The organism is Bradyrhizobium sp. 26S5, from assembly GCF_036923295.1.
GTDB lineage: Bacteria > Pseudomonadota > Alphaproteobacteria > Rhizobiales > Xanthobacteraceae > Bradyrhizobium > Bradyrhizobium septentrionale.
In genome coordinates this window covers 6,669,468-6,695,455 of the sequence record NZ_CP145948.1, presented here as the reverse complement: position 1 = coordinate 6,695,455, position 25,988 = coordinate 6,669,468, and the positions used below count along the sequence as shown (strand labels likewise).

The window sequence follows — 25,988 nt, the reverse complement described above, 5'->3', positions numbered from 1 at the left end:
AGCGTGCTGTCTCCGCCTTTCATCTGAAGTTTGTCGCGCGCCGGCATTGCGGCCCGCCGTAATGGATGATTTCCCTTGGACCTCGACGCGCTCGCCAGTTGCCTCGCCAGTCCTGCATGCCTGGTGACGCAGACCACCAGCGGCCTGATCATCGGCATGCTGCTGTTTCTCGTCGCCGTCGGGCTGACGCTGATCTTCGGCGTGCTCAAGGTGGTCAATTTCAGCCACGGCGCCTTCTATATGTTCGGCGCCTATTTCGCGATGACGGCCTATCAGTTCACCGGCAGCTTTGCGCTGGCGATACTGAGCGGCGCAGCGGGCACCGCGCTCCTCGGCCTGATCTTCGAGCGCGTGTTCATGAGCCGGGTCTACGGCCGCGACGTGCTGATGCAGCTTCTGGTCTGCTACGCCTTCGTGCTGATCTTCGACGACGTCGTCCGCATGATCTGGGGACCTGAATTCCGCTCGATGGGCATGCCGGCCGCATTCCAGGTTCCGCCGCTGTTCATCGCCGGCGGCGTGGTGCCGCCATATTATCTGCTGCTGATCGGCGTGGCGCTCGCTGCGGCTGTGGTTCTCGGGCTGGCGCTGGCGCGCTCCAGGATCGGCAAGGTGATCCGCGCCGCCGCGCATAATCCCGGGATGGTCTCGGCGCTCGGCATCAATACCGGGCTGATCTATGGCGGCGTGTTCGCGCTTGGCGGCATGCTGGCGGGACTGGCGGGAGCGCTTGCCGCGCCGGTGCGCTCGCTGACCCCGGGCATGGGGTTCTCGGTGCTGATCGAGTCCTTCATCGTCACCGTGATCGGCGGCATGGGCTCGATCCTGGGGGCGCTGATCGGCGCGCTGCTGATCGGCCTGATCCGCTCGTTCGGATCGCTCGGCTTCCCGCTGTTCACCGAGGGGCTGATGTATCTCTTCATGGTGATCGTGCTGGTGTCGCGCCCGACCGGCCTGTTCGGAAGGGAGGTCGCATGACCGAATTGCAGGCAGGCCAAAGCGCGCCGCCCCTCGAGGTTCCCCGGATCGATGCCAGACCGCAGCGCTATCGCGATGTGCTGATCGCGCTCGCGGCGTTTGTCGTGCTCGCGCTGCTGCCGATGGTATTCGGCAGCAAGCAGCTGCTCGACTTCGTGATCCGCTGCGCGGCCTACGGATTGTTCGCGACGTCGCTCAACCTGCTGGTCGGTTACACCGGACTGATCTCGTTCGGGCACGGCATGTTCTTCGGCCTCGGCGCCTATGGTTTTGGCCTCATGATGCAGAAGACCGGTGTGCCGATCCCGGTGGCCTTCGTCGGCACGCTGGCGATGACGCTGGTCGTTGCCGCCGTCATTGGCGCGATCTGCGTGCGGCTGAAAGAGATTTACTTCGCCTTTGTCACGCTGGCGTTCCAGATGCTGATCCACTCGACCATCCTGTCGTGGCAATCGCTGACCGGTGGCGACCAGGGCTTGCGCGGCGGCATCCCGCGGCCGCCATTTCTCGGCATCGATCTGTCGAACCATTTGCATTTGTACATCACGAGCTGCGCGCTGTTGGTGATCGGGTTACTGTTGATGCGCCAGATCGCACAGTCGCCGTTCGGCTACACGCTGCGCATGATCCGCGACAACGCCACGCGGGCGAGCTTCATCGGCATCGACGTCTGGCGCGCCAAGCTGACAATCTTCGTGCTGGCGGCGCTGTTCGCTGCGACCGGCGGCATGATCATGGCGCTGTTCGTCTCCGGCGCCTATCCCGAATTCGCCTACTGGACGATTTCCGGCGAGGGCATCTTCATCAACATGCTCGGCGGCGTGACCACCTTCCTCGGACCGATGGTCGGCACCATGCTGTTCCTGATCCTGAATGACACCGTCACGCGGCTGACCGAGTATCACGGCATTGTGCTCGGCATCGTGATCCTGTTCTTTGCCATCGGCCTGCGGAAGGGCCTGATGGACTTCGTCGTCGAATGGTTCGCGCAGCGCCGCGGAGCAGCCGGGGAGCGCGCGCTATGAGTACCAAAGGACGGATCAGCGTTGTCACCGGCGGCGCCAGCGGCATCGGCGCGGCCTGCGTCCGTGAGCTGGCGGCGGCAGGCGATATTGTGGCGGTCGTCGACCGCGACCTCGCCAAGGCGCAGGCGGTTGCAGCGGAAGTTGGCGGCAAGGCTTTTGCCGCCGATGTCGCAGACGAGCGCAGCGTCGAGGCCAGCGCCGCCGCGATCGAGCGGGACTGCGGCCCCGTGGATGTGCTCGTCAACAGCGCCGGCATCATCCAGGTGCCGGTCCGGCCGCACGATCTGCCGATGTCCTCCTGGGACGACGTCGTGCGCGTCGACCAGCGCGGCACCTATGTCGCCTGCGTCGCCTTTGCGCGGCAGATGATCGCGCGCAAGCGCGGCAGCATCGTCAACATCGCCTCGATTGCCGGAATGCGCTCGATGCCCTTGCACGCCTATGCGCCCGCCAAGGCCGCGGTGATCGCCATCACCGAATGCCTGGCGGCCGAGTGGGGGCCATCGGGTATCCGTGTCAACGCCGTGTCGCCCGGCTACACGCTGACTCCGGCATTGAAGAATGCCATCGATCGCGGCGAGCGGGATGTCTCCGCGCTCGCCGCCAACGCAGCGCTTCGCCGTCTCGTCGATCCCTCGGAGATCGGCCGCGTGGTCGCGTTCCTGGCTTCCGATGCGGCCTCCGCGATGACCGGCGCCAATGTGCCGGTCGATTGCGGCTGGCTCGTCGCCACATCGTGGAACAGCTATGGCGGCCTGCGGGAGGCGGGCGGCTAGCCATGCTGGAAATCCGCGCCCTCTCGAAATCCTTTGGCGGCGTCAAGGCGACCGACAACGTCTCGCTCGACTTCGCCGACGGTTCGCTCACCGCCGTGATCGGCCCCAACGGTGCCGGCAAGAGCACCTTCTTCAATCTGATCACGGGCGCGCTGCGGCCCGATGCCGGGCAGATCCTGCTCAATGGCGTCGATATGGCGGGCAAGACGCCGCCCGAGATCGTGCGTCATGGCATCGGCCGCGCCTTCCAGGTCGCAAGCATCTTCCCGTCGCTGACGGTCGAGGAGACGATGCTCGCAGCGGTCTGCGCCGATCAGCGCCGCGCCGGCGTGATGCATCGCCGCTTTCCGCTGGCCGAGACGCGCGATCGCGCCGAGCATGCGATGGAGCTGCTCGGCCTCGCCAGCAAGCGCAACCGGACCGCGGCCACACTGTCGCATGGCGACCAGAAGCTGCTCGACATCGCGCTCGCGCTGGTGCTCGAACCCAAGGTGCTGCTGCTGGATGAGCCGACCGCGGGCATGGGCACTGAAGAGCGCTGGCGCATGATCGACAAGGTGCGCGAGCTCTGGGAAACGCAGAAGATCACCGTCGTATTCATCGAGCACGACATGGATATCGTGTTCAAGATCGCGCCGCAGATTGTCGTGCTGTGCTACGGGCGGATCCTTGCGACCGGGACGCCGGACGCGATCCGGCGAAACGATGCCGTGATCGAGGCCTATCTCGGCAGCGACGACCACGCGGGAGCGGTGGTATGAGTGCGCAGCCGGTGGTGCAGGTCGAGGACCTCGACGTCTATTATGGCACCAGCCAGATCCTGTTCGGCGTCGGCCTCTCGGTGCGGCAAGGCGAGACCATGGCGCTGCTGGGCCGCAACGGCGCCGGCAAGTCGACCACCATGAAGGCGATCATGGGGCTGGCGCCGGCGCGCCGCGGCAAGGTGACCTTGCGCGGCCGCGTGGTGTCCGGGATGAGGCCGCATCATATCGCGCGGGCCGGGCTCGGCTTCGTGCCCGAGGACCGCCAGATTTTTCCCGAGCATACCGTCGAGGACAATCTCGTCATAGGCCAGAAGAAAGGGCCGGATGGCGAGGACGAATGGTCGATCCGCCGCGTCTACGACGTGTTTCCGCTGCTGGAGCCGCTGCGGCACCGGATCGCCGGACGGCTGTCCGGCGGCGAGCAGCAGATGCTGGCGATCGCCCGCACGCTGATGGGCAATCCGGTGCTGCTGCTGCTGGACGAGCCGAGCGAGGGGCTGGCGCCGATCATCGTGCAGCGCATCGGCGAGCTGCTGCGGCAGCTCCGCGGCACCGGTGCCACAGTATTGATCGCCGAGCAGAACATGCATTTTTGCCTTGGCCTTGCGAGCCACGCGACGGTTATCGACAAGGGACAGATCGTCTACACATCCTCCATCGAAGAGCTGAAGGCCAACGACAACATCCGGCAGCGCTATCTGGCGCTGTAAGGCTCCTCGACGGATGTGGGAGGACAAATGGCGGGCGAACGCAGGCTGACGCCGACGCACGAGGCGCCGTATCGCGGGCTGAAGGTGCTCGATTTCGGGCAGGGGATCGCCTCGCCCTATTGCGCGATGCTGCTCGGAGTCTACGGCGCGGACGTCATCAAGGTCGAGCCGCCGGAAGGCGACTGGTCGCGCTATCTCGGCACCACCTACGGCAATCAAACGACGCTGTCGGCGGTCTACAACCGCGGCAAGCGCAGCCTGTGCCTCGACATGAAGCACAAGGACGGCATCGCGATCGCGCAGCTTCTGGCGCGCGAGGCAGACGTGCTCATCGAAGGATTTCGCCCTGGTGTGGCGGAGCGGCTTGGGCTCGGCTATGAGAGCCTGTCGCGCGACAATCCCGGCCTGGTCTATCTGTCGGTCAGCGGCTTCGGGCAGAGCGGGCCGTATTCGAAGCGGCCCGGATCGGACTCGGTCGCGCAGGCGTTCTCCGGCCTGGTCTCGGTCAATGTCGGCACCGATGGCGTGCCGCATCGGGTCGGCACCACCATCTCCGACGTCGTCACCGGCGTGTATGCGTTCCAGGCGATTGCGACGACGCTGTTCGCGCGCGCGACGGTCGGCACCGGTCGCTGGATCGACGTCAATCTCTGCCAGTCGACGTCGGCGCTGCTCGGCCACAAGGTCGCGGAGTTCATCCTGGAGGGCGGTGCGCCGCGCGCGCTCAACGTGCCGGCTGGCACCTACCAGACCCAGGACGGCTGGATGATGGTGACCTTGGTGAACGAGCCGCAATACAAGCGGCTGTGCACCGCGATCGGCCGCGAGGATCTCGCCAGCGATCCGCGCTTCGCCGATTTCGCCCGGCGCGCCGATGCGGCCGACACGCTGATCCCGCAGCTGCGCGAGGTGTTCCTGACGCAGCCGACCGACGCCTGGCTGACGCGGCTGCACGTCGGCGATATCATAGCCGAGCGGATCCTCACCCCCGGTGAATGGTTGCGCAACGCCCATGTCGAGGCGACCAGGGCGTCGGTGCGCCAGGATACGCCGGGCGTCGGTGCGGTCTACACGCCGCGGACGCCGGGCATCGCGAGCCTGTCCGAGGATCAGCTCTGTCCTGCGCCCGATGTTGGACAGGACAGCCGCGCCGTGCTGATAGAGGCTGGTTTCGGCTCCGCAGAGATCGACGGCCTGTTGCTGTCAGGCGCCGTGCGGCAAGCCAAGCGATAACGGGAGGCAATACATCATGAGCACGGACCTCGTTCGTTACTCGGTCACCGATCAGATTGCGGAGATCGTGCTGGATCGCGCGCCGGTCAACGCACTCAGCATCCCCCTGATCGACGCGTTGCTGGCGGCCCTTGCGAAGGCGCGCGATGATGAGGGCGTGCGCGCCGTCATCATCAGCAGCGCGCACAAGGTGTTCTGCGCCGGCCTCGACCTCGATATCGTCAGGGGCAAGCCCGCGATCGAGACCAAGACATTTCTCGAGCGGCTGTATTTTGCGCTGAACGATACGCAATACCGCATGGGCAAGCCCACCATTGCGGCGATCGATGGCGCGGTGCGGGCCGGCGGCATGACGATCGCGATTTCTTGCGACATGATCATCGCGGGCGACGGTTCGACTTTCGGCTACCCCGAGATCGATGTCGGCCTGATCCCGGCGATCCACTTCGTGCAGCTGCCGCGGCTGGTCGGGAAACACCAGGCGTTCGGCCCGTTGTTCCTCGGCGAACCCTTCGATGCGGCGACCGCCTATCGCATGGGCCTGCTCAGCGAAGTGGTACCGAAGGGCACTGCGCTGAAGCGAGCGCGCGAGATCGCACGGAAGTTTGCGGCGAAGTCGCCGATCGTGATGAAGATCGGCCGCGACGCCTTAATGCGCGCAGTCGATGCCGATTTCCGCCGTTCGGTCGAGAATGCGGCTGAGAGCTTTGTCGTGGTGGCGTCGACGGAAGACTGCCAGGAAGGGCTCAATGCGTTCGTCGAGAAGCGGACGCCCAACTACAAGGGACGCTAAATGGCTGGATTGTATTTCGAAGAGTTCGAGGTCGGGCAGGAATTCCATCACGAGTTCAGCCGCACCGTGACGGAGATGGACAACACCATGTTCAGCCTGCTGACCATGAACCCGCAGCCGCTGCATCTCGATGCGCACTTTTCCGAGAAGACCGAGTTCGGCCAGCGGCTGTTCAACAGCCTCTACACGCTCGGCATCATGATCGGCATGAGCGTGTACGACACGACGCTGGGCACCACGGTCGGCAATCTCGGCATGACCGACGTTAAGTTTCCAAAGCCGGTGTTCCACGGCGACACGCTGAAGGCGCACACCAGGATCATCGGCAAGCGCGCCAGCAAGTCGCGGCCGACCCAGGGCATCGTCGAATTCGAGCACACTATGACCAATCAGCGCGGCGAGGTGGTGGCGAGTTGCCGCCGCACCGGCCTGATGCACTGCAAGCCGAAGGCATAGACAATGCGATCGTTCCTGTTCGTTCCCGGTGACAGCACCCGGAAGTATGAAAGCGCGAAGAAGACCGCGGCCGATGCGCTGATCCTCGATCTCGAGGATTCCATCGCACCGGACCAGAAGGTGGTTGCGCGCGGTATCACGCGCGAGATGCTCGATGCGCGCAATCCGGACCAGAAGCTCTATATCCGGGTCAATGCGTTCGACACCGATTTGACGCTCGGCGACCTCGCCGCCGTGATGCCCGGCAAGCCCGACGGCATCGTGCTGCCGAAATGCGCTGGCGCCGCCGACGTCAACAAGCTCGCGCTGTATCTTGACGCATTCGAGGCCGCCTCTGACATCGCGCAGGGCACCACGCGGATCGTCACGGTCGCGACCGAGACGGCGCGGGCAGTCTTGAAAATCCTCGACTTCGAGAATATGAGCTCGCGTCTCTGGGGCATGATGTGGGGTGCGGAGGATCTCGCGGCCTCGCTCGGGGCAACGCGCAACCGCACCGACGGCCGCTATCATTCCCCCTTCATCCTGGCCCGCGATCTCTGCCTGATCGGCGCGGCCGCCGCCGGGGTGGTCGCGATCGATACCATTGCCACCGACATCAACGATCTGGATGCCTTGAAGGCGGAGGCGATCGCCGCGCGGCAGGACGGCTTCCTCGCCAAGGCCGTGATCCATCCCAAGCATGTCGACGTCGTCAACGCGGCCTTCATGCCGACGGATGAGGAGATCGCGTGGTCGGAACGGGTGATCGCCGCGTTTGCCCGCAATCCGTCCGGGGTCGCCAAGATGGATGGCAAGATGCTGGACAAGCCGCACCTTCGCGCCGCCGAGAAGATTTTGGCTTCGCGCCGAAAATAGTCAGGAAGCGGGTTCGATCGGCGCGCCCTCGGCGATGAGGGCGGCGATCATCATCAAGCGGTTCTGACCGGTCAGACGGCGGGAAACTGCAACTCGAAGGCGGCGCCCCGGCTGGAGGGCAGGAGCCGGATCGAGCCGCCATGGCTCACCATGACGGCTTGCGCGATCGCCAGCCCCATGCCTGTGCCGCCGCTGTCGCGGCGCGTGGTGAAGAAGGCGTCGAAGATCTTGTCGCTGTTGGCGTCGGAGATCGGGTCGCCATCATTGCTCATCGTCACTCTGACGCTGGAGGCGTCACCGGTCGCTTCTATCTCCACCGACTTGGCATTGTGACGGAACGCGTTGTCGGCCAGATGCGCCAGCACGATCAGCGCCTTCTCGCCGGACATGCCGATTGAGCGGTCGAGGCAGCCGCTGGCCGCAATGGTACGGCCTTCAAAGCGGCCCTTCAGGTTTTCGATGACGGGAGAGAGCGGGGTCTGCTCGTTCTGTGGGGTGCTCTCCGCACGGGCGAGCTCGCGCAGCCGCTGGCTCATCGCATCGAGCCGCTCGACGTCGCCAAGGATGTTCGAGATGAAGCTTTGTTGTTCGGAGCGGGTCAGCGTATCCGATTTGCTCTGAAGCGAATCCTGCAGCAGCTCGGCTGCGCCCCTGATCGATGTCAGCGGCGATTTCAACTCGTGCGTCAGGTGTGCCGAGAAGGTGGCGATGTAGTCGGACCGCCGCGACAGCTGCTGGGCCATGTCCAGAAAGCTGTCGGAGAGCTGGGCGAGTTCGCGTGTGCCATAGTGCTGCAGCGGCTGGAAGGCGTTGCGGTCGCCACGGCCGATCCGCACGGCGCGATCGACGAGCTCGCGCATCGGGCGCGTGACCGTGCGTGAGAACATCAACCCGATCGCTATCGTCGCCAGCAGCACGGCCGATGTGGCGAGCAGGAACTTGCCGCGCTCCTGATAGAGATGGTCGAAAATGTTGCTCGGCGTCCGCGACGTGTAGATCACGCCGGCAACGTGGTCGTTGACGATCACGGGCATCGCGGAGAAGACGTGAACACCGACGCCGCGGCTGATTGAATAGATCGGTGGTGGAGGCTTGTCGGGCATGCGGATGCGCAATGCGGCGCTATACTGGCCGTGCAACGCCGCGGCCACCTCCTCGATATGGGAAAGCGACTGTCCGACCTCCTGGCGTCCGGCGATCACCACGCCCTGCGGATCGAGAATCCGGAAGCCTGCAAGCGTCACCTTCTGGGTCTCCAGGATGATGGGCATCAGCCGGGTGCCGATCTCGACATAGGCCGGATCCGCGGCCCTGGCCGCCGGCAGTGCGTCGGGCCGTCGCCGCAGCAGGTCGTTGCCGGCGAGGTCGAGCGCGGGCCGGATCGGCGTCACCTGATCGCCGGGATCAGGCAACGCCTCCGGGGGGACCGCGGGGCCGAGCGGGATGCCGTTGCCCAATCGTGCCTTCACTTCTTCGGCGTAGATCGCGGCAAGAACGCGGCTTTGCGCGATCAGCTCGGCCTGGGTCTGGTGAATCAGCTGGTTGTCGTAGAGGCGGAAGAAGAACAGACCCACCAGCGGCAGCAGCGCGACCAGGGCAAGCACGGTGAAGATGACCAGACCAAGCGACGGTCGCCACTTCTGGCGGGCGCGGAAGGATGTCATGCCTGCAGCTCGCAGCGACCGAGCTTGAAGCCGACGCCGTGAACGGTCTCGATAACGTTGTCGCAGCTCGCGGCTGCGAGCTTGGCTCTGATGTTGCGGATGTGGCTGTCGATGGTGCGGTCGGAGACCTGGATGTTGAGCTGGTAGGCCGCGCTCATGATCTGTTCGCGGTTAAATACCACCGTCGGTCGCGTCAGGAAGGCGCGCAGAATTCCGAACTCGATTGCGGTCAGGCGCAGCGGCGCGCCCGCGAACGTCGCGATGTGCTGCTCGGGATCGATCGAGAGCTGCCCCCGCGAGAGCACGGCGGCCTCTGTCCTTGTCGCCGCTATCCGTGGGGTCAGCCGCCGTAGGATGACATTCACCCGCGCGACGAGTTCGCGCGGGCTGAACGGCTTGGTCACATAGTCGTCGCCGCCGATCTCGAGGCCGAGGACGCGGTCGATCTCCTCGTCACGGGCGGAGAGGAACAGGATCGGCACGTCGGACGATTTGCGAATTTCACGGCAGACGTCGAGGCCATCGAACTCCGGCATGCCGATGTCGAGCACGATCAGGTCCGGCCGCTCGCCGGCAAACCGGGTCAGCGCCTCCTTTCCGTCGCGGGCCTCGGCCACGCTCATGCCGGCTTTCTTGAGGGCGACGCGGATGACCTCGCGGATATGCAGGTCGTCGTCGACGATGAGGATGCGGTGCGTCACGAGTCGTCTCCGAAAACCGGCGCTTCGACTATCCCGGCGCATTGGTCTGCTGCCTGTCGAGGAAACGCCGAAGCCGCCAGCCGCGAAAGCCCCAGCTGCGCCATGAGGCCATCTGCTGGCGTTGCTGTTCTACAAGGCTATTGCGGCGCGAGACAAGGACCGGGTTGGCGTAGCGGAGCTGGATCGCCCGGTCGATGGCCGGAAGGGCTTGGGGGCCGAGCTGGATCAAGTAGTCCATATCCAGATTGGCGCCGCTGCCCGAGGCTGCGCGACTGTGGCCGACATTGTAGTCGGCGATGACGGCGGCGAAATTAACCAGGGAGCAGACATAGAGCAGGATGGTGAGTACCAACAGGTTGGTGCGGACCAGCCATTCATTCGACGCCCGCAGGACGATGCGCACCAGAATCAGGATCAGCCCGACGGCGACGAGCAGCATCCAGACGAATGCTGCGACGCGCCAGTAGGTGAGCAGGTAGGTTTGGACGTAGAGATCAAGCCGGAGCATCGAGGAGATCACCAGCAAGACATTCTGCCCGACCCAGACGTAGACGAGCGGTCGGATCACTCGCGATTGTTCGGCCGGGCCGCCCGGGCGCATCGCGAGCAGAACGAAGGCCGCGGCCAGTAGCGCCGTGACGATCAACGGATAGGCGCCACGATGGGCGTAGGACGCGTAAGTGATCGCGGCAGGAAGCGTCGCGTTGCCCCAGAGATAGATCGCATCGAGAATGGTCTGAATCGAAAACAGCAGGTTGAACAGGATCAGGGAGCGCAGGATGGAGCCTGCGCCGAACAAGTCGATGAAATGATCGGGTTCGGCGGGATCCCTCGCGGAAGATCGAGGTCCGTTGGGCACGACGTTGGTGTAGTGCCGCCATTTGACATGGATGAAGGGCCAGACCAGCGCCAATGCGAGGATCCAGAACAGCGTGCGGCCGAGGCTGAGGCTGGCGGCGGGATTGCCCGGGTTCAGCTGGCTGATCCATATTTCCAGCACTGGATTGGCGGCGACGAACAGAAAGACAAACACGGTTCCGAGCAGCAATGGCACCAACCATAGGATGAAACCCTTGGTCAGGCCCGGCAGGCTGAATGCGCTGACGACGTCCCGGAACAACCTGAAAGGGCTGACCAGCAAGAGGTCCACCAGCGAGGCAGCTCCCTTGGCCACACTGTCGAGACAGGGATTGGTCGTGAGAGTGAGCGCGGCGCCGAGCGCAAGAACGGCGAAGGCCAGCGAGGCTGCGTTGAACTCCTCCAGGGCAGGGAGCAACCCGGCCACAACGATCGCGCCGGCCATCAGCAGCCTGTGGCGAGCGAGGTGACCAAAGTTGGAGGCCAGTGACACGCCGGCCAGCGCGACTGCGAACAGGACCACCGAGAGTCCGGCATTCTGATCATAGAACAACCAATCGGCCAGCGCGGCGAGAGTAAGCGCGGCGGCGGCCTTGGCCGGCGGCAAGCCGTTGGCAATCGATTGTGTCTCGGTTTCCGGTGACTCAAGGCTTGTCATTGTGACCTCAGGATTGAAGGACGTTTGGACTCCGGCGGTCGCGCTGACGTCATCGACGGGTGTGCGAACGCGATCCCGGCTGCAGCATGGCGAACCTTGGGTTGGCTGCGTGCAGACAGCGGAAAGGCGATCAGCAGGAGTTCAGGAGTCTTATGCAGATTGCGTGCAGAGGGGTCTTATCCGCTAGCTGCGGCGAATCCGGTCTGATACGGACGACACGTTCGGTTTGTTCAACCCTTCGTCTCCATGCAAATCATCAAGCGAGTCAGCATTGCCCTAGCCTGGATCGTCGGGCTCGCATTCGTCTTTGCCGGCGTCAACCACAACGATCCCTATCTGGTCCCGCTACGCGGGATCGGCAATCTGCTGCTCGTGGTCGCAAGCGTCGCCGTCGTGCCCATGCTGGTCCGCCGCGGCGCCTGGCGGGCCTGGGCGGGGAAGCTTCTCGTCATCCTGTGGTGCCTGCCGCCACTCGCAATGCTGGCCGCGCACGGTGTGTTCGAGGTCCGCAAGCACCGCGTAATGCAGACTGAGCCGCTTCTTGCGCGGTCCCTTGGGCAGCATTTCATCGTTGGCTACCGGTCGTTCGACGAGGTCGCGCCGCTGGCGGAGAGCGGGTTGATTGCGGGCATCTATGTCACCGGGAGCAATGTCGCCGGCCGGACGGTCGATGCACTGAAGGCGGAGATCGCTGCACTGCAGGCGAAGCGGCGCGCGGCCGGGCTGCCGCCGCTGCTGGTCGCGACGGATCAGGAGGGTGGCATCGTTTCGCACCTCGCGCCGCCGCTGACGAGGCTGCCCGCGCTTGCCTCGCTGGCCGAATTGGCGCCGGAGCAGCGAACGGCAAAAGCCGAGGAGTTCGGACGCATCCATGGACGCGAACTGGCGTCGCTCGGCGTCAACCTCAATCTGGCTCCGGTGCTCGACCTTCGGCCCGAGGCGACGCGCAACCGGTTCGATTTCAATACGCTGACCAATCAGCGCGCGATTTCCGACGACCCCGCCAAGGTGAGCGCGATCGCGGGCGCCTACATCCATGGCCTCGAGTCCGCGGGCGTCAATGCCACCGTGAAGCACTTTCCCGGATTGGGCCGCGTGCGCGCCGACACGCATCATTTCAACGCCGATCTCGATACGCCGGTCGGCGAACTGGAGGTGACCGACTGGCGTCCGTTCCGCGATGTGCTGTCGACCACCGGTGCGCGCCTGATGGTCGGGCATGTGGCGGTCAGCGCTCTCGACCCGGCGCGGCCTGCCTCGCATTCGAAGGCCGTCATCGATGGGCTGATCCGGAAAAGCTGGAACTACCCCGGCCTCGTCATGACGGATGATCTGGTGATGGGCGCGATCTATCAGCACGATGTCTGCACCGCCGTCGTCGAGGCATTGAACGCAGGCGTCGATCTCTTGCTGGTCGCCTATGATGGGGCCCAATTCTACCGCTTGTTCGCCTGTGCAAGCGATGCAGCCGGTCGGGATGCGCTAGACGCTGCGATGTTGCACGACAGCGAGACGCGGCTGCGGCGGTCGCTGGCGCTCGACTAGAGCTGCGGTTCCGATTGAATCAGAACCGCAGCTTGGCTGGTTGTTTTGACGCGTTTTCTTCACGCGAACCGGTGTCCACTTCGCTCGAAAACGCTCTCAATCACCTGATTCACGAATGGGCTCCCACAGCCGACTTATGATCCTGCTGCTTCGACCACGAGACGTAGTAGGCGACTGCAATCATCGCCGCGATGCCGGCGATGCTGACCGCGACCTGCCTCGCCACCGAGTTCGGGCCGGTGATCAGGATAAGGTGCGCGGCAAAGGAGAGGAAAACGCCTGCACAGAACACGGCGAGCCACTCCTCGCCGCACTTGATGATCGGCTGCAGGGCGTGTGATCGCAGATACCCCCAGTCCCGCGGCACCAGCAAGGTGAACAGGAACATCAGGGTCAGGAAATGCAGGATGCGATGGGGTGCAACGTCCTCCCGATCGCTTGGCAGGAGCATATCGCTCAGTCCATCCGGCATCATCTGGGCGAGGGCTGGGATATCGCCAACTGAGACGATCGTCAGCGCGAGCACCAGATACAACAGGGCCGCGGCGCGCAGCGCTGGAGTAGCCTGCAGCGAGCGGATATCGGAGGCGTACCGCTTGCCGATAAGTGCGAGCCAGCCGCCCATCACAAACAGCAATTGCCAGCAGAACGGGTTCAGGTACCAGTGTCCGTCCGGGTATGATGACAGATTCCAGTCGAGTACGCGGGCGGTCGCATAAAGCGCAACGGACCCGGCAAGCGTCGCGTTCGGCACATAGAGCAGTCCGCACACGATAATGGGCTGGAAGGCCATCAAGGCGATAATGAGTTGCAGCACATCGAGATTGAGCGGCTTGGCTTGCAGGAACAGGCCGTAGATCAGCGTTCGGATCCCGTGGTCGATGAAGCCGGTGATGTTGAACTCGCTGATGATCTCGGGCGCCGCGGTCCGGGCTGCGACATAGCTGATCAACTCGACATAGATCACGAACAAAACGATGTAGGCGGCATAGAGCTGCCACACGCGCCTGAAGATGCGGGTGGCCGCCACCAGCATTCCCCGCTCCACCGCCATCCCACTGTAGATCAGCGTCGTCGCGTAGCCGCCAACGAATACAAACAGGTCGGTGGCGCCGCTAAAGCCGAAGTTGCGCATGGTCAGCGTGTTGACGACGTTGTGCGGAATATGATCGAGGAATAGAAACCAGTTCGCGATGCCGAGCAGCAGCGCAATCCTGAGATCGCCATCGCCTGCCGCGATCCCGGCATCTTTTGTCGGAGTCATTTGAAGCAGAAATCTACCGGCCCGAGAAACGAATCGCTAATCTAAAGGGAACCCACGCCCGGTCCGAATAGACTTTGCGTGAACCCTATCTAGTCCGTTTCCGGTTCCGGCCAAGTGGCCGGCTCAAGAAAGATCACGTTTTCGAAATCACCATGTGAGGTCTCGACGTCAGACCGGCTCGTGCTTGCGCAGGTCGCCGATGTGATCGAGCGTATTGGCTTGCATATCAGCGGCGGTCAGGGGGACCTCCGGCAGGGCAGCCTCGGCAAGGATGTCGTTCGTGACATCCTCAACCGAACATTCGGCAATCTCGTGGATGAAGCTGATGTTGGTGTATTCACCCGACGCGATGCGCGAGACCACCTCACGCCGGGTCATTTCGGGGTCGACGATCGCTTCCCGGCCGCGGCGGCCATAGTCGATCATCACGACAAAATACTGCATGCCTGATAGTTCGATGCCTTGACTGTCATCGGCCATTATTTCCGATAATCGGAACTATGTCAAGAGAAATTGCCGATAACCCGAATTCCGACGCCGCTGGTCCGGCCGATTCGGTCCGGAGGTATCCGAATCGGCCTGGTCGGCCCTGAAGTCGCGCCGCTATTTCTCCGATCGCCCCTGCGTCCGGGCAGATTTGCGGCCCTTCGCCGTCTTGCCGCGCAGCCGTTCGATCTGGCCGCGGGGCAGGGTGACGCAGATTTCCCCGATCCATTCGAGCTTTACGCCGTTGATCGGCTTGGCGTTGAAGCTCTTGAGGTTGACCAGGCCGGAAGAGCTGCCGCGTTCGATCGTCTTCAGGTAGCGCTCGCCGCTCTTCAGCCGGACCGCAGCTTCTTCGCCGTAGAAGCTCGACAGCGGATGGCGCTGCTCGCGATAGACCACGATGACGTCGCCGTTCTCGTATTTTGGCAGCATCGAATCGCCCGAGACCTCGAAAGCGATGGTCTCCTCGGTCACCGGGAACGGAAGTTCGACCTCGCCGAGACCCTCCGGCGGTACCTGCTCGAGGTCCGGCTCGATCGAGGCGCCGGCGCCGACCCGGCCCATGATCGGCACCGAGTTCAGCTCCAGATATTCGATGATCGGAGCGATTTCCGACGCCTTGATCAACCGTATCCCCGACAGTATCTCGGATACCGCCCCTGCCCGTACCCCCATTGCGCGGGCAAGCCCGCCCTTGCTCTTCCCTGTCTTTTCCAGTGCTCGTTCGATCAGTGCCGCGTCCAGCATGTTTCATCCTCTCCAAATCCTGCCATATCCATACCGTTACGATTATCAGAATTCAAGCTTGACTTTTCCTTCGGAATATCGGAAGTTATGCAAGGCGCCGGCGGAATGACAAAAATGGGAATCTGGAATGGAAATGACGAACTGGCTGCCGGAGCATTCGGCAGCCCTGCAGGACCTGCGCGCCCGCGGCTTGTCCTACTCGGAGATCGCTGACACCATCAACGCAACCTTCAACACGGCCTACACACGCTACGCGGCCCTCAGCCGGGCCCAGCGCATGGGGTTGGTAGGCCTCGATCGGGTGGAGCCGTCCCTGCCGGGGCGCCTCGACCCACCGAAACCGTCCCTGCCGAAGCTCCCGGGCATCGGGCGCCTGCGGGAGGGGCGGGCCGAGCTGAAGCCCGATCTGCTTCGCTGGCCAAAGATCTTCGCCGAAGCGGTGGAGATGCCCCAACTTCGTTGCGCGGCGGTCGAGCCGCGGCATCTTTCACTGCTCGACCTGAAACGCGGCGACTGCCGCTATCCCTATGGCGGGGATGCCGACGGCGAGACGGTCACCTTCTGCGGTCATCCGTGCCGGCCGGGCACGAGCTACTGTCCACCGCATTTTCACCTAGGCCGCGATCCGGAGGCCTCGGCGAGGCCGGTATTGAACGAGGCCTGGCTTCAGGCCGTCGGGGCCATCTGAGGCGATTCACCTCCCGACCGCCGGACTTCAGTCCGTAACCGCAATCGCGCGGATGACTCCGCGCGCTCTTCACGCAAATATTTGGAGACCAGCAATGCCGCGAGCCAAACGCCGGAAACCGTACGATCCCGCCGGAGCGCACGATCGACGCTCCCAGGATCTGCCCTTCAATGCCGAGGTGGCGACGGTCGAGATCGACGACCCCCTTGCGCTCGAGCCGGGCGACAAGATCGTTGCGTTCCGCTCGATACGCAACGATCCGCTCGGCCGGTTGCACGCGCATCGACAGATCGACGATACGCAGTATCGGAGCGGCAGGGCCTTCCAAAACGATTGGGAGAAGGCCGAGCGTGGCCCTCGCGCGGTGGACACGACACGCGAATACGTCGACGGCGGTCAGCAACGCGAGCCGATCACGGAGGGGCAGCGTCAGGCGACCCTGCGGTTGAATCGTGCCGAGCATGAACTCGGCGCCGACGGCTCGGCGCTGGTGCACGACGTCCTGATCCTCGGCATGACCATGGAGCAGGTTGGGCAGCGGCGCGGGCTGCGCACGCAGCGCTGGCAGGACTATTTCGCGCGGCGTCTCAAGGAATGCCTGGATCGGCTGGCGCTGATGTACGGGCTTGCCACGCCGAACAGGGTTCCCGTGAAGGGATCGCCGATGCTGATCTGAAGTGATGTGCTTGCGTGCCGGTTGCGACGCAGGCCTCCGGCACGGCAACGCTTCATCACATTGCGGGACTGTGCCTGGCCTCACATTGCGCTCCATCCTTCGTGTGTGATGGGCGTTGCACTCGGCCAGGCCGTGAAGAAGGTCGACAGCGGCGCGGACTCTCATGTAACTTCGCCCACGCCTATGACCTGCCTGCGTTCGAGCGAAGTGTGATGGCCTCGGGGGCCGGGAATGGGTCTGGCGCGTCACCTCAAGGGAGTTCGCAGCGGCTACGCCTCTCCATATCTTCCTCCTGCATCACGAACATCACGAGCAACGTGGGTCGGTGCCGGCGCGGAGCCCCAATCAAAATTCACCCAAGGAGAACCGACCGATGAATCACACTGGAAACTGCTTTTGCGGCGCCGTCGAACTCAAGGTCACGGGAGAGCCTGAGGCGATGGGTTACTGCCACTGCCGCTCGTGCCGTTCCTGGTCCGGCGGTCCGGTGAATGCGTTCAGCCTCTGGAAGCCTGAGGCGGTTGAGGTCACCAGGGGCGCCGACCATATCGGGACATTCGAGAAGACGGCGATGAGCCAACGCAAATATTGCACCAAGTGCGGCGGTCACCTGATGACCAACCACCCGACGCTTGGGCTCGTCGACGTCTTCACGGCAACGATCCCGACGCTGAAATTCAGCCCTGGCGTGCACGTCAACTATGCCGAGGCGGTGCTGCCGATACGCGATGGTCTGCCGAAGTTGAAGGATTTTCCGGCCGAGTTCGGCGGGTCCGGCGAAATGATCGCCGAATAGCACGACGGTTCTCGATGACGAAAGCGGGTGGCGGCCGGACGCCGCCACCCATCGAATCTACATTCCTCCGCTGGCCGGAAGCCCTCACGGACCCGCTATCCGGTAGTCTTCCTCGACATTCGAATGGTCCGACCGTGTCGGCACTGCCGGCACCGCGGGATCTGCTCTGCTGATGACAGCCATGTCAGGCGAAGGTCCCGCCCTGCAAAATCCGGGTTTGGTTTTGGTGACGGGCTTCCGCTAAAAAGGCGCGCAGCGTCGGTCGTGGGAGGGCCGTCGTATTTCGCCTGACAAAATAACAGAGGAAGCGTCAGATCATGACCGGACCAGAATTGCCAGGGCGCGCGCCGCGCGGGGAGGGAGTTCCGACGGCGCTCGATGGGCTGCTGGTTGTCGATTTCACCCGCGTTGTCGCCGGTCCGGCCTGCACGCAAACGTTGGCAGACTTCGGGGCCGAGGTCATCAAGATCGAGAACCCGGACGGCGGAGACGATACGCGCGCTTACGAGCACGCCGAAATCGGCGGAGAGAGCGCAGCTTATCTGAGCCTCAATCGCAACAAGCGCGGCATTGCGCTCGATTTCAACAATCCGGCCGCGCTCGAGGTCGCGCGCGCGTTGATCACCAAGGCCGACGTCGTGGTGGAGAATTTCTCCGGCGGCGTGATGAAGAAATTCGGGCTCGACTATGCGTCGGTGGCGCCGACCAATCCGCGGCTGATCTATTGCTCGATCTCCGCTTACGGCCGCAAAGGTGATTTCGCACTACGTCCAGGTTTTGACCCGATCACCCAGGCCGAAAGCGGCTTCATGTCGCTCAACGGCTTTCCGGATGGCGAGCCGGTGCGCACCGGGCCGCCGATCGTGGACATGGCAACGGGCATGTCGGCCTGCAACGCCATCCTGCTGGCGCTGATCGCGCGCGATCGGCTCGGACGCGGTCAGCAGGTCGAGGTCGCGTTGATCGACACCGCGGTCTCAATGACCGGCTTCTACGGCATGGCCTATCTCATCAACGGCAACAACCCGGGCCGTTTCGGCAATTCTCCGAACGGTTCGCCGACCGTCGGCGTCTACCGGGCGTCCGATGGTCCGCTTTACATGGCCTGCGCCAATGATCGGCTCTATCGCCGGTTGGTCACCGACGTGCTGGAGCGTCCGGATCTCGTCACTGACCCCGAATTTGCTCACCGCAAGGCGCGGACGGCCAACAAGGAGAAGCTCCGCGCCATCATTGCCAGCGTGTTCGCGAGCGACACGCTCGAGCACTGGATGGCGAAGATGAAGAAGGCAAACATTCCGGTTGGCTATCTGCGGACGGTCGAGGAAGGGTTCAACGCACCCGAGGTGCGCGATCGGCATCGCCTGAGCAGAATCGCGCATCCGACCGCCGGTTCGGTTCCGAACATCGAGTCGCCGGTCAATATGAGCCTGACGCCGGCGGTTGATCCTGTTGCGGCTCCGCTGCTCGGTCAGCACACGCGGGATGTGTTGAGCAAGGCGCTTGGCTATGACGACCGGCGCATGGCCGCCTTGGCCGAGGCGGGCGCGTTCGGCAAGGCAGGGAACACCGGCTAGCGTGGCTGGCCTGCACCGAAGATCGAATATTCGCAAAGCCTGAGCGCAGGCGAGAGGCAAGCCTCTCGCCTCACAGGACGTCGTTCAGACGTCACAGGCCTCCGGCGCATGCCGGCGGCCCCGGAGCCAGAACCGGTCCGTTTTCGGGAGTTCAGTTCGGCTTGCTGCGCAAGTTGTTCCTTGGCATACTTTCAACTTCCTCGGGCTCCGCCCGATCAATCTCGAGGCGGGCCATCCGGAGTATAAGGGTTGCCGTGGTCAGGCCGAGGCGTTCGGCCTCTTGCGCTGCGGTGTCGACCTTCTGGGCCAAGCCTTCACGTTTACCTGGGTATGCCATTCGTAATCCTCACTTAAGGTGCGAGATGAAAAATCCCACATATGTTGCAGAGCTGCAGAACAAGCTCGGAGCTCCATCGAGCGAAACACTGGAAAGCCTGCGACTGTTGAAGGCTTTCCTTCGGCTTGCGCCCGACCAGCGTTCCGAGGTCATCGAGCTGGTCGAACGTTTGGCGGTTGAACCGCCGCGCGACCCTCCACTGTCCTGAGGTGTTCGCGTTTTCCCTGGATGTCAGTTGTTCATTGGTTTGGCCGGGGGCTGCGTCGCGATCACGTAGATCGCGCCGCCTTCGAGCGCTTCGGATTGATGTCGGGTGCCGGCAGGCAGCAGGATGGTGTCGCCGGCGCCGACGACCCGTTCGCCGCCATCCCAGATGAAGTTCAGCCGGCCGCTGATGATCATCAGGATTTCATCGACCGGATGGGTATGGAAGTGATGCACCTTGCCGGCCGCATCATGCTGCAGCTCGACGGAGCCCTGCGCCGGGAGCAGGTTCAGGATCTCCGGATCGATGGCAAATTCGGTCTTCGCGCCTGCGATGATCTGGGTCATGCTGCCTGTTCCTTGTTCGCGATCGGTGCCGTCTTGTTCTGTGCGAGCTTGGCGAAGGGGCAGCCGGCGCTCGCATTGTTGTCGTCGTCCAGGAAGTACTGCAGATACTCGCGGCCGTCGGACGCGCCGTAGCGGCCAAGCAGCGGCGAGGGGCTCGCGCTGTCGTAAGGGATCAGGCGCTTGCGCACCTCGGCGAACGCAGCGTTCGCCGCCTTCTCCGTCCCGAGAATCTTCTCGAACACCCAGCGCGGCTGGAAGGTGAGCATGAAGGCGCTGGACCGGCGGCTCTGGCGCATCACATGCGCGGGCGTTGTGCACACGACGAAGATCGGCTCGCCCGCAAACGAGAACTCCCACATCGGATGGTCGATCTGCTCCGGAATCTCTGATGGCCAGGGGTTCTTGTCCAGCCGCGCAAGCTGGTCGAGCGTCAGCCACATCTTGCGATAATAGGCGTCGATCGTCTGCACCGGGCGGGGCCGCGTGAAGACGATCAATGAGGTGTTGGGACCGAACGAGCGCGCCTCCGAGACATATTGTCCGAGCTGTTCGCCAAGCACCGCCACATCATACGGATCAAGGAAGAGGTAGCGGAGCTGGTCCTGGCGATGTCCGGTCACCCCGAACACGCAAGGGAACGGCCTCGCCTCGCTGCTCATCTGCGCTTCAAACTCGGAAAACATCACGCTTTGCCAGCTGCTGACCGGAAAGTTTGACGCGACTTCGCCTCTTCTCAAAAACAAGCGCTCCATAACACCCCCTCGACTCCTAACGACACTAACGAGCTATCAACTTGCTTCTCATCAACAGCGGCCCGGCAATGCCCGGCAGCGACATGAGAAGCAGAATGGCAATCAAGGCGCTGTAGCCGCCATCACCGATCACGGCCGTGTTGTGCACGGCGTCGGTCCCGGAGGCGCTGCTGGCGGCAAGCATCGCGAAGCCGATGATGGGCTGCGCGACGCCGGCGAAGATGCCGGCAGCCGTGGTATTCACGGAGGCGCCGACACCGATCAGGTCCGCCGTGTACAATTTCTTGACGCATTTCAGCACCAGCGGAACCGTGCCGCCGGCAACGAGGCCCAATGCCGTGAACACGACGGTGACGTAGGCAAGACCAAACGTTTGGGCGATCGGCGGCAGCAGCATCGCGATCAGGAGCATGCGCAGCGCGCAAATGCCGATCAGCGCGCGGTCGAGTACCGCGGCGGCACGGTCGGCGGCATGACCGAGGAAGATCGATCCGAGCGCATTGCCAATCATGAAGGCGAGCAGCGGCGTGCCGGCGGCCGTCGGCGAGATATGGAAGAAGTGCGCGACCATCGGAATGCCCCAGACGCCCGACAGCGTCGTCACGACCGCGAAGTGCGAGGCAAACGTCATTGCGCAACCCCAGTTCGCGACATGGGCCAGCGCTTGTCGTGCCGTAATGGCAACGCCCTTCAGCGTCTTGTTGCTGTGCGAGACCGGATCCGGCTTGAGCGCAAGCTTGGCGAAAGCGAGATTGGCAAGTCCGATGCAGGCGATGAACAGGAAGCATGACCGCCAGCCAAAGCCCGAGACCGCGGCCGCGAGCGGCGTGGTCGCGATCACGCCGCCGACATAGCCGGACACCTGCGAAATGCCGGACATCATGCCGAACCGCTCGTCGGCGAAGCTCTGCGCGACGAGCTTCAGCAGGGCGGTGAAGACCAGCGCGTCGCCGCAGGCGACGATCAGCCGAGCGGCAAAGACGTCGAGCAAGTTCGGCGCGAGCGCGAATGCGGCGCTGCCGAGCGACGAGGCGATCATGCTGGCCAGGACGACGCGCTTGACGCCGAAACGGTCGACGAGAAGGCCGGCCGGAATCTGCATCAAGGTGTAGCCCCAGAAATAGCTCGAGGCGAGCATCGCAACACCGGCCGCGTCGGTGTCGAAGTCGTGCATGAAGCTGAGGCTCACCGATTGCGGCGACACGCGTTGCAGGAACGCGATGGCATAGGCGATCGCGACCGCCGTCCAGGCCAGATAGGCGCGATCGGTGAAGCGCGACGTCGGGACGTATACCGCCTGTTGTCCGAGCATCGACATCAAACCCTCGCGTAACCGACAGAGAAAAGGGCATCCGCTGAATTCGGAATCTTGCGCGACATCGCGGCGTCGACCAGCGATGCGGTGCCATGGTAGGTCTGCCGATGGTGCTTAATGTGGCCGTAGGCGCCGCGCATGATCATGTCGGGAAGTTCGAGCGGCTTGCCCGGATAGAGCGAGGTGCACATCTCGACACAGGCCGCCTGCAACGCGGGATCCTGTGCATCGTCGAGCAACGATGGAGACACTTTTTCGCAAATCTTAGCGTTCGCTGCCCACACGATCGGATTGCGGGTCCGCCAGCCGTAGAGGACGTTGCCGTCGGCTCTCGCAGCGGCGCCCGAACATTTCAGAACTTCCGACGTGAAGAAGCCGTACAAGCCGCGGCCCTGGTGCGCCGGCAGCACTTCCGTGCCGCTGCGGTAGATTCCAAGTCCGGCCGACATCTGCAGGATGCGGTAAACCGAGAAGGCCACGAGGCCTGAGCCGTCGTAGACCAGGATCAGGCTGTACTTCTTGTCGAAGGGCGAGGAGGTTGCGGTCCAGTGCGGCTCGCGGGCTTGCCAGTTGATGGCAATGATGCCGTTCATGGCATCCATCAGCGGCTGACGGTCGCAGGATTCGATCCGCGAGGCGTCGGGTAGACTGTAGATCGCGTAATCCGCCCAAGGCGATTTGATCGCCTCGTATCCGCTGCCCAGATTTCGCGACATGGCAGAACTCCAGAATTCCATCGCGACCTATACAGGGCAGCCTCGAATGGCTTAAAGGACAATATGCCCTCGAAAGCTGCCAAAGCGCCCCGGCCGGAGCCGCGCGACAAGAAAACCACGCGGCGGATCGCGATCGTCGCCTTTCCGGGCGTGACCTTGCTCGACATCTCCGGGCCCGCCCAGGTGTTCGCGGAGCTGGAGGCGATCGAACTGCCCGGGCCGGACTACTCGCTCTCCTACCTGTCGGCGTCCGGTGGGTTGGTGCCGACCGATGTCGGCATGATGATCGACACGGCGCCGATCGACAGTGTTGCGCCCGCCGAGGTCGATACGCTGGTGATCCCTGGTGGGCCGGGCATCTGGAAGCTCCGCAACGACGCCAAGTTGATGAACTGGATTGCGGAGGCGCTGCCGAAGGCGCGCCGTATCGCATCGGTGTGCCTCGGCGCGTTTGCGCTGGCCTGGACCGGAATCCTGGACGGCAAGCGTGCTGCAACGCACTGGCGGTATTGCCCGCGCTTGCAGGACAGCTTCCCCAACATCCGCGTCGAACCCAACGCGATTTTCGTCAAGGATGGGCGGGTCTGGTCATCGGCCGGCGTCAGCGCTGGTATCGACCTCGCGCTTGCCATGATCGAAGAGGATTTCGGCCACACCACCGCGCTCGATGTCGCACGCCGGCTTGTTGTGTTTCTCAAGAGGCCGGGCGGTCAGAGCCAGTTCTCGACTGTGCTCGCGGCCCAGGCGTCGGACGTCGAGGGACGCTTCAGCGCGCTGCACGCCTGGATCATCGAGAACATCACTGACGACCTCAAGGTCGAGACCCTCGCGGAAAAGGCCGGGATGACGCCTCGCACCTTTGCCAGGACCTATGTCAGCCGCACCGGCATGACGCCCGCAAGCGGCGTCGAGGCGCTGCGCGTGGAGACCGCGCGCCTGCTGCTCGAGAGCCGTCAGATCGGCGGGGTGGTCGAAGTCGCCAAGCGCGCGGGTTTCGGCGATGACGAACGAATGCGGCGGGCCTTCCTGCGCCACCTCGGCGTGTCACCGACCGAGTACCGAAACCGGTTTTCGGGCAGCTAGCTCGCCTCTGGCTGGCTCAGTCCGGACGCCGGGCGCTTGGTGTCGAAATTGATCTATCTCACGAGCGAATAGCTGGCCTTCGCTGGCCGGATTCATAGTTCAAGGCGGTAGCTTTTCCGGTTTGTCTGCGGCTAATGTGCCGGCCAAAATCGGGAGAAGAAACACCATGAATGACGGGACCCCCATTCAACAGACGCGCAATGTCGAGCTCGGCGCCAGCGGCGAGGAATTCCAAAACCTGCACGAATTCGTGCAAAAGGCCCGCGCCAAGCTGAACCAGAACGCCTGGGATCATATCGTCGGCGCCTCGGAGACCGAGACCACGATGCGCCGCAACAGAATGGCCCTCGACGAGATCGCGTTCCGGCCGCGCGTTCTGCGCAACGTCATCGATGTCGATCCTTCCGTCGAGGTCTTCGGCCGCAAGCTCCGGCTTCCCGTGATGATCGCCCCGGTCGGCGCGCTCGAGATATTCGATCCCGATGCGGGTGCAGCCGTTGCGCGCGGAGCTGGAACGTTCGGCGCGGCGCATATGCTGAGCTCGGTGTCGGAGCCGGGTCTGGAGAACACGGCCAAGGCCGCGCCTGACGCCTTGCGCATCTTCCAGCTCTATGTGCGTGGCGACGACGCATTTGTCGAGGACACGGTCAGCCGTAGCATCGACAACGGTTATGCCGCGTTCTGCCTCACCGTGGACACCGCCCATTACAGCCGGCGCGAGCGCGACATCGCCAAGCGCTACGTCCGTGAAAGCCGTATCCGCGCCACCGGCGGCGATTTCCAGAAGGGTCTGGAATGGCGGACCGTGAAGTTGATCAAGGACAAGTTCAAGATTCCGCTGATCCTCAAGGGCATCGCCACCGCCGAAGATGCAAGGATCGCCCTCGATCACGGGGTCGACTGGATCTACGTCTCAAATCACGGCGGACGCCAGCTCGACCACGGCCGCGGCTCCATGCATGTGCTGCCCGAGATCGTCCAGGCCGTCGCGGGGCGAGCCAAGATCATGGTCGACGGCTCGTTCTGCCGCGGCACCGACATCGTGAAGGCCATCATCTCGGGCGCCGACCTTGTCGGGATCGGTCGTCTGCAGTGCTGGGCGCTCGCCGCGGCCGGCGAGGCGGGCATTGTCCGGATGCTTGAATTGCTGGAGGACGAGGTAATCCGGTGCCTCGGGCTGCTCGGCGTCACCAGCTTTGCCGAACTGGACAAATCCTATCTTCACCCGGCGCTGCCGACCCATCTGCCGAGCGTGTTCAGCGCATTCCCGCTGGTCGATATCGATCCCTACCGCTACTGAACTGGTACGAAGCGATAGCGCGATCGGGGCCCACGGGCGCGCCAGTTCGCTATCAATCTGTGGTGTCCATGAAGCCGCCGCGGCAAAGACAAAGTCTGATCCAAATTGCCGCACTAGTCGAGGCGAATGGCAGATAATCCATTCGCTGAGTTTTCACTTGAACGCGCGATCGGCTTGCGCTGGACCCTGCGGGACATCCAGGCCCGCCGGCTCGGACTGTCCCCGATCAGCGACGAGGATTTGCGTATCCTGACGGAGCTGGGTCTGGTCGAACTGCATGACGACGAGCCCGTGCTGACGCCGGCGGGAGCTGCGGTGTTGAGCGACTGAACGGGGTAGCCGCCTAGAGCCTTATCCGTTCCGATGGAATCGGAACGGGGCTCTAGATTCTTATTTTGACGCGTTTTCTTCACGCGAACCGGTATCTACTTCGCGTGAAAACGCTTTATCGCGCGTTCAGAAAGCTTTCGCCGGAATTGCAGGGCGTGCACTGATAGGTCAGCACGTCGTAGACTTGGTCGCGCGGCTCGATCAAGGTCAGCCGCATTTGCGTGCCGCACTTCATGCACGGCATCTCGATACTGGTCTTGAATCGGGTGCAGGTCGGTGTCGGACGAACGGCGCGCAGCATCGGATCCCCTTATTCCCCAAGAGACGCGAACGCGACCAACGAAGAAAGT

General features: G+C 63.5%; 29 protein-coding genes. 18 read left to right on the top strand and 11 right to left on the bottom strand.

Annotation, left to right across the window (positions count from 1 at the left end):
• The first annotated feature begins 75 nt into the window (after positions 1–75).
• Genes V5279_RS31600 through V5279_RS31560 form a run of 9 tightly spaced genes read left to right on the top strand, consistent with a single transcriptional unit; the run spans position 76 to position 7,593 of the window.
• Positions 76–978 carry a branched-chain amino acid ABC transporter permease gene (locus V5279_RS31600; protein WP_338691049.1) on the top strand — a complete coding sequence of 301 codons (903 nt, stop codon included), beginning with the start codon at positions 76–78 and terminating at the stop codon, positions 976–978.
• Positions 975–2,003 (top strand): branched-chain amino acid ABC transporter permease, encoded by a 1,029-nt coding sequence (locus V5279_RS31595; protein ID WP_338691048.1) that lies wholly within the window; start codon positions 975–977, stop codon positions 2,001–2,003. Before V5279_RS31600 ends, V5279_RS31595 begins: the two co-directional genes overlap by 4 nt.
• On the top strand, positions 2,000–2,779 hold the full coding sequence (locus tag V5279_RS31590; RefSeq protein WP_166305471.1) for an SDR family NAD(P)-dependent oxidoreductase: 780 nt from the start codon (positions 2,000–2,002) through the stop codon (positions 2,777–2,779). Before V5279_RS31595 ends, V5279_RS31590 begins: the two co-directional genes overlap by 4 nt.
• A gap of 2 nt (positions 2,780–2,781) precedes the next feature.
• Complete coding sequence (locus V5279_RS31585) at positions 2,782–3,540, top strand: ABC transporter ATP-binding protein (protein ID WP_166305474.1); 759 nt, start codon at positions 2,782–2,784, stop codon at positions 3,538–3,540.
• Positions 3,537–4,253, top strand: a complete 717-nt coding sequence (locus V5279_RS31580) for an ABC transporter ATP-binding protein (protein ID WP_166305477.1) — start codon at positions 3,537–3,539, stop codon at positions 4,251–4,253. The genes V5279_RS31585 and V5279_RS31580 overlap by 4 nt, the downstream gene beginning before the upstream one ends.
• A gap of 27 nt (positions 4,254–4,280) precedes the next feature.
• Positions 4,281–5,486: a CoA transferase gene (locus tag V5279_RS31575; protein WP_338691045.1), complete on the top strand. Its 1,206-nt coding sequence runs from the start codon at positions 4,281–4,283 to the stop codon at positions 5,484–5,486.
• Positions 5,487–5,502: 16 nt separating this feature from the next.
• Positions 5,503–6,279, top strand: a complete 777-nt coding sequence (locus V5279_RS31570) for an enoyl-CoA hydratase/isomerase family protein (RefSeq protein WP_338691044.1) — start codon at positions 5,503–5,505, stop codon at positions 6,277–6,279.
• Positions 6,280–6,735, top strand: coding sequence for a MaoC family dehydratase (locus V5279_RS31565; protein ID WP_097674680.1), 456 nt, complete (start codon positions 6,280–6,282; stop codon positions 6,733–6,735). It abuts the gene before it with no gap.
• Positions 6,736–6,738: 3 nt separating this feature from the next.
• Positions 6,739–7,593 carry an HpcH/HpaI aldolase/citrate lyase family protein gene (locus tag V5279_RS31560; RefSeq protein ID WP_166305489.1) on the top strand — a complete coding sequence of 285 codons (855 nt, stop codon included), beginning with the start codon at positions 6,739–6,741 and terminating at the stop codon, positions 7,591–7,593.
• Between the two features lie 71 nt (positions 7,594–7,664).
• Here the strand turns inward: V5279_RS31560 and V5279_RS31555 are convergent, their stop codons facing one another.
• Genes V5279_RS31555 through V5279_RS31545 form a run of 3 tightly spaced genes read right to left on the bottom strand, consistent with a single transcriptional unit; the run spans position 7,665 to position 11,423 of the window.
• Positions 7,665–9,257 carry an ATP-binding protein gene (locus V5279_RS31555; protein ID WP_338691043.1) on the bottom strand — a complete coding sequence of 531 codons (1,593 nt, stop codon included), beginning with the start codon at positions 9,255–9,257 and terminating at the stop codon, positions 7,665–7,667.
• Positions 9,254–9,958, bottom strand: a complete 705-nt coding sequence (locus V5279_RS31550) for a response regulator transcription factor (RefSeq protein ID WP_338691042.1) — start codon at positions 9,956–9,958, stop codon at positions 9,254–9,256. Before V5279_RS31550 ends, V5279_RS31555 begins: the two co-directional genes overlap by 4 nt.
• Positions 9,959–9,986: 28 nt before the next feature.
• Positions 9,987–11,423 carry a DUF4173 domain-containing protein gene (locus tag V5279_RS31545; RefSeq protein ID WP_338691041.1) on the bottom strand — a complete coding sequence of 479 codons (1,437 nt, stop codon included), beginning with the start codon at positions 11,421–11,423 and terminating at the stop codon, positions 9,987–9,989.
• A gap of 297 nt (positions 11,424–11,720) precedes the next feature.
• On the opposite strand from V5279_RS31545, the gene V5279_RS31540 reads away from it, so the two are divergent.
• Complete coding sequence (locus V5279_RS31540; protein WP_338691040.1) at positions 11,721–13,019, top strand: glycoside hydrolase family 3 N-terminal domain-containing protein; 1,299 nt, start codon at positions 11,721–11,723, stop codon at positions 13,017–13,019.
• A gap of 109 nt (positions 13,020–13,128) precedes the next feature.
• Here V5279_RS31540 and V5279_RS31535 read toward each other — a convergent pair whose 3' ends face one another.
• From V5279_RS31535 to V5279_RS31525, 3 genes are all read right to left on the bottom strand, one after another.
• A complete protein-coding gene (locus V5279_RS31535; protein ID WP_338691039.1) occupies positions 13,129–14,283 on the bottom strand; it encodes an OpgC domain-containing protein in 1,155 nt (384 codons plus the stop codon).
• A gap of 168 nt (positions 14,284–14,451) precedes the next feature.
• Positions 14,452–14,727 carry a hypothetical protein gene (locus tag V5279_RS31530; protein ID WP_166308448.1) on the bottom strand — a complete coding sequence of 92 codons (276 nt, stop codon included), beginning with the start codon at positions 14,725–14,727 and terminating at the stop codon, positions 14,452–14,454.
• Between the two features lie 159 nt (positions 14,728–14,886).
• A complete protein-coding gene (locus V5279_RS31525; RefSeq protein WP_029080008.1) occupies positions 14,887–15,516 on the bottom strand; it encodes a LexA family transcriptional regulator in 630 nt (209 codons plus the stop codon).
• A gap of 127 nt (positions 15,517–15,643) precedes the next feature.
• Between V5279_RS31525 and V5279_RS31520 the strand changes: the two genes are divergently transcribed.
• The 5 genes from V5279_RS31520 (at position 15,644) to V5279_RS31500 (ending at position 19,798) form a co-directional block, all read left to right on the top strand.
• A complete protein-coding gene (locus V5279_RS31520; protein ID WP_338691038.1) occupies positions 15,644–16,204 on the top strand; it encodes a GcrA family cell cycle regulator in 561 nt (186 codons plus the stop codon).
• A 94-nt stretch (positions 16,205–16,298) separates the two neighbouring features.
• Complete coding sequence (locus V5279_RS31515; RefSeq protein WP_338691037.1) at positions 16,299–16,880, top strand: DUF6456 domain-containing protein; 582 nt, start codon at positions 16,299–16,301, stop codon at positions 16,878–16,880.
• 373 nt (positions 16,881–17,253) lie between these two features.
• Positions 17,254–17,676 carry a GFA family protein gene (locus V5279_RS31510; protein WP_338691036.1) on the top strand — a complete coding sequence of 141 codons (423 nt, stop codon included), beginning with the start codon at positions 17,254–17,256 and terminating at the stop codon, positions 17,674–17,676.
• Between the two features lie 314 nt (positions 17,677–17,990).
• On the top strand, positions 17,991–19,253 hold the full coding sequence (locus V5279_RS31505) for a CoA transferase (RefSeq protein WP_338701462.1): 1,263 nt from the start codon (positions 17,991–17,993) through the stop codon (positions 19,251–19,253).
• Between the two features lie 362 nt (positions 19,254–19,615).
• On the top strand, positions 19,616–19,798 hold the full coding sequence (locus tag V5279_RS31500; RefSeq protein WP_084518393.1) for a hypothetical protein: 183 nt from the start codon (positions 19,616–19,618) through the stop codon (positions 19,796–19,798).
• Positions 19,799–19,821: 23 nt separating this feature from the next.
• Here the strand turns inward: V5279_RS31500 and V5279_RS31495 are convergent, their stop codons facing one another.
• The 4 genes from V5279_RS31495 to V5279_RS31480 all read right to left on the bottom strand — a co-directional run bounded on the left by V5279_RS31495 (position 19,822) and on the right by V5279_RS31480 (position 22,925).
• Entirely contained in the window at positions 19,822–20,142 is a 321-nt protein-coding gene (locus V5279_RS31495; protein WP_165124956.1) for a cupin domain-containing protein, read from the bottom strand.
• On the bottom strand, positions 20,139–20,825 hold the full coding sequence (locus tag V5279_RS31490) for a YqcI/YcgG family protein (protein ID WP_338691035.1): 687 nt from the start codon (positions 20,823–20,825) through the stop codon (positions 20,139–20,141). Before V5279_RS31490 ends, V5279_RS31495 begins: the two co-directional genes overlap by 4 nt.
• Positions 20,826–20,919: 94 nt before the next feature.
• Entirely contained in the window at positions 20,920–22,212 is a 1,293-nt protein-coding gene (locus V5279_RS31485; protein WP_338691034.1) for an MFS transporter, read from the bottom strand.
• Positions 22,212–22,925, bottom strand: a complete 714-nt coding sequence (locus V5279_RS31480) for a hypothetical protein (RefSeq protein WP_338691033.1) — start codon at positions 22,923–22,925, stop codon at positions 22,212–22,214. The genes V5279_RS31485 and V5279_RS31480 overlap by 1 nt, the downstream gene beginning before the upstream one ends.
• A 63-nt stretch (positions 22,926–22,988) precedes the next feature.
• Between V5279_RS31480 and V5279_RS31475 the strand changes: the two genes are divergently transcribed.
• From V5279_RS31475 to V5279_RS31465, 3 genes are all read left to right on the top strand, one after another.
• Positions 22,989–24,008: a GlxA family transcriptional regulator gene (locus V5279_RS31475; RefSeq protein WP_029080000.1), complete on the top strand. Its 1,020-nt coding sequence runs from the start codon at positions 22,989–22,991 to the stop codon at positions 24,006–24,008.
• 166 nt (positions 24,009–24,174) lie between these two features.
• Entirely contained in the window at positions 24,175–25,308 is a 1,134-nt protein-coding gene (locus tag V5279_RS31470; protein WP_338691032.1) for an alpha-hydroxy acid oxidase, read from the top strand.
• A 126-nt stretch (positions 25,309–25,434) separates the two neighbouring features.
• Complete coding sequence (locus V5279_RS31465) at positions 25,435–25,638, top strand: hypothetical protein (protein WP_338691031.1); 204 nt, start codon at positions 25,435–25,437, stop codon at positions 25,636–25,638.
• Positions 25,639–25,753: 115 nt separating this feature from the next.
• Here the strand turns inward: V5279_RS31465 and V5279_RS31460 are convergent, their stop codons facing one another.
• Positions 25,754–25,939, bottom strand: coding sequence for a hypothetical protein (locus V5279_RS31460; RefSeq protein WP_029079997.1), 186 nt, complete (start codon positions 25,937–25,939; stop codon positions 25,754–25,756).
• Between the last annotated feature and the right edge of the window lie 49 nt (positions 25,940–25,988).

Coding starts and splice junctions, on each gene's coding strand:
- V5279_RS31595 (WP_338691048.1), top strand. CDS start 975: ATGACCGAATTGCAGGCAGGCCAAAGCGCGCCGCCCCTCGAGGTTCCC.
- V5279_RS31590 (WP_166305471.1), top strand. CDS start 2,000: ATGAGTACCAAAGGACGGATCAGCGTTGTCACCGGCGGCGCCAGCGGC.
- V5279_RS31585 (WP_166305474.1), top strand. CDS start 2,782: ATGCTGGAAATCCGCGCCCTCTCGAAATCCTTTGGCGGCGTCAAGGCG.
- V5279_RS31580 (WP_166305477.1), top strand. CDS start 3,537: ATGAGTGCGCAGCCGGTGGTGCAGGTCGAGGACCTCGACGTCTATTAT.
- V5279_RS31575 (WP_338691045.1), top strand. CDS start 4,281: ATGGCGGGCGAACGCAGGCTGACGCCGACGCACGAGGCGCCGTATCGC.
- V5279_RS31570 (WP_338691044.1), top strand. CDS start 5,503: ATGAGCACGGACCTCGTTCGTTACTCGGTCACCGATCAGATTGCGGAG.
- V5279_RS31565 (WP_097674680.1), top strand. CDS start 6,280: ATGGCTGGATTGTATTTCGAAGAGTTCGAGGTCGGGCAGGAATTCCAT.
- V5279_RS31560 (WP_166305489.1), top strand. CDS start 6,739: ATGCGATCGTTCCTGTTCGTTCCCGGTGACAGCACCCGGAAGTATGAA.
- V5279_RS31555 (WP_338691043.1), bottom strand. CDS start 9,257: ATGACATCCTTCCGCGCCCGCCAGAAGTGGCGACCGTCGCTTGGTCTG.
- V5279_RS31540 (WP_338691040.1), top strand. CDS start 11,721: ATGCAAATCATCAAGCGAGTCAGCATTGCCCTAGCCTGGATCGTCGGG.
- V5279_RS31535 (WP_338691039.1), bottom strand. CDS start 14,283: ATGACTCCGACAAAAGATGCCGGGATCGCGGCAGGCGATGGCGATCTC.
- V5279_RS31530 (WP_166308448.1), bottom strand. CDS start 14,727: ATGCAGTATTTTGTCGTGATGATCGACTATGGCCGCCGCGGCCGGGAA.
- V5279_RS31525 (WP_029080008.1), bottom strand. CDS start 15,516: ATGCTGGACGCGGCACTGATCGAACGAGCACTGGAAAAGACAGGGAAG.
- V5279_RS31520 (WP_338691038.1), top strand. CDS start 15,644: ATGGAAATGACGAACTGGCTGCCGGAGCATTCGGCAGCCCTGCAGGAC.
- V5279_RS31515 (WP_338691037.1), top strand. CDS start 16,299: ATGCCGCGAGCCAAACGCCGGAAACCGTACGATCCCGCCGGAGCGCAC.
- V5279_RS31510 (WP_338691036.1), top strand. CDS start 17,254: ATGAATCACACTGGAAACTGCTTTTGCGGCGCCGTCGAACTCAAGGTC.
- V5279_RS31500 (WP_084518393.1), top strand. CDS start 19,616: ATGAAAAATCCCACATATGTTGCAGAGCTGCAGAACAAGCTCGGAGCT.
- V5279_RS31495 (WP_165124956.1), bottom strand. CDS start 20,142: ATGACCCAGATCATCGCAGGCGCGAAGACCGAATTTGCCATCGATCCG.
- V5279_RS31490 (WP_338691035.1), bottom strand. CDS start 20,825: ATGTTTTCCGAGTTTGAAGCGCAGATGAGCAGCGAGGCGAGGCCGTTC.
- V5279_RS31485 (WP_338691034.1), bottom strand. CDS start 22,212: ATGTCGATGCTCGGACAACAGGCGGTATACGTCCCGACGTCGCGCTTC.
- V5279_RS31480 (WP_338691033.1), bottom strand. CDS start 22,925: ATGTCGCGAAATCTGGGCAGCGGATACGAGGCGATCAAATCGCCTTGG.
- V5279_RS31475 (WP_029080000.1), top strand. CDS start 22,989: ATGCCCTCGAAAGCTGCCAAAGCGCCCCGGCCGGAGCCGCGCGACAAG.
- V5279_RS31470 (WP_338691032.1), top strand. CDS start 24,175: ATGAATGACGGGACCCCCATTCAACAGACGCGCAATGTCGAGCTCGGC.
- V5279_RS31465 (WP_338691031.1), top strand. CDS start 25,435: ATGGCAGATAATCCATTCGCTGAGTTTTCACTTGAACGCGCGATCGGC.
- V5279_RS31460 (WP_029079997.1), bottom strand. CDS start 25,939: ATGCTGCGCGCCGTTCGTCCGACACCGACCTGCACCCGATTCAAGACC.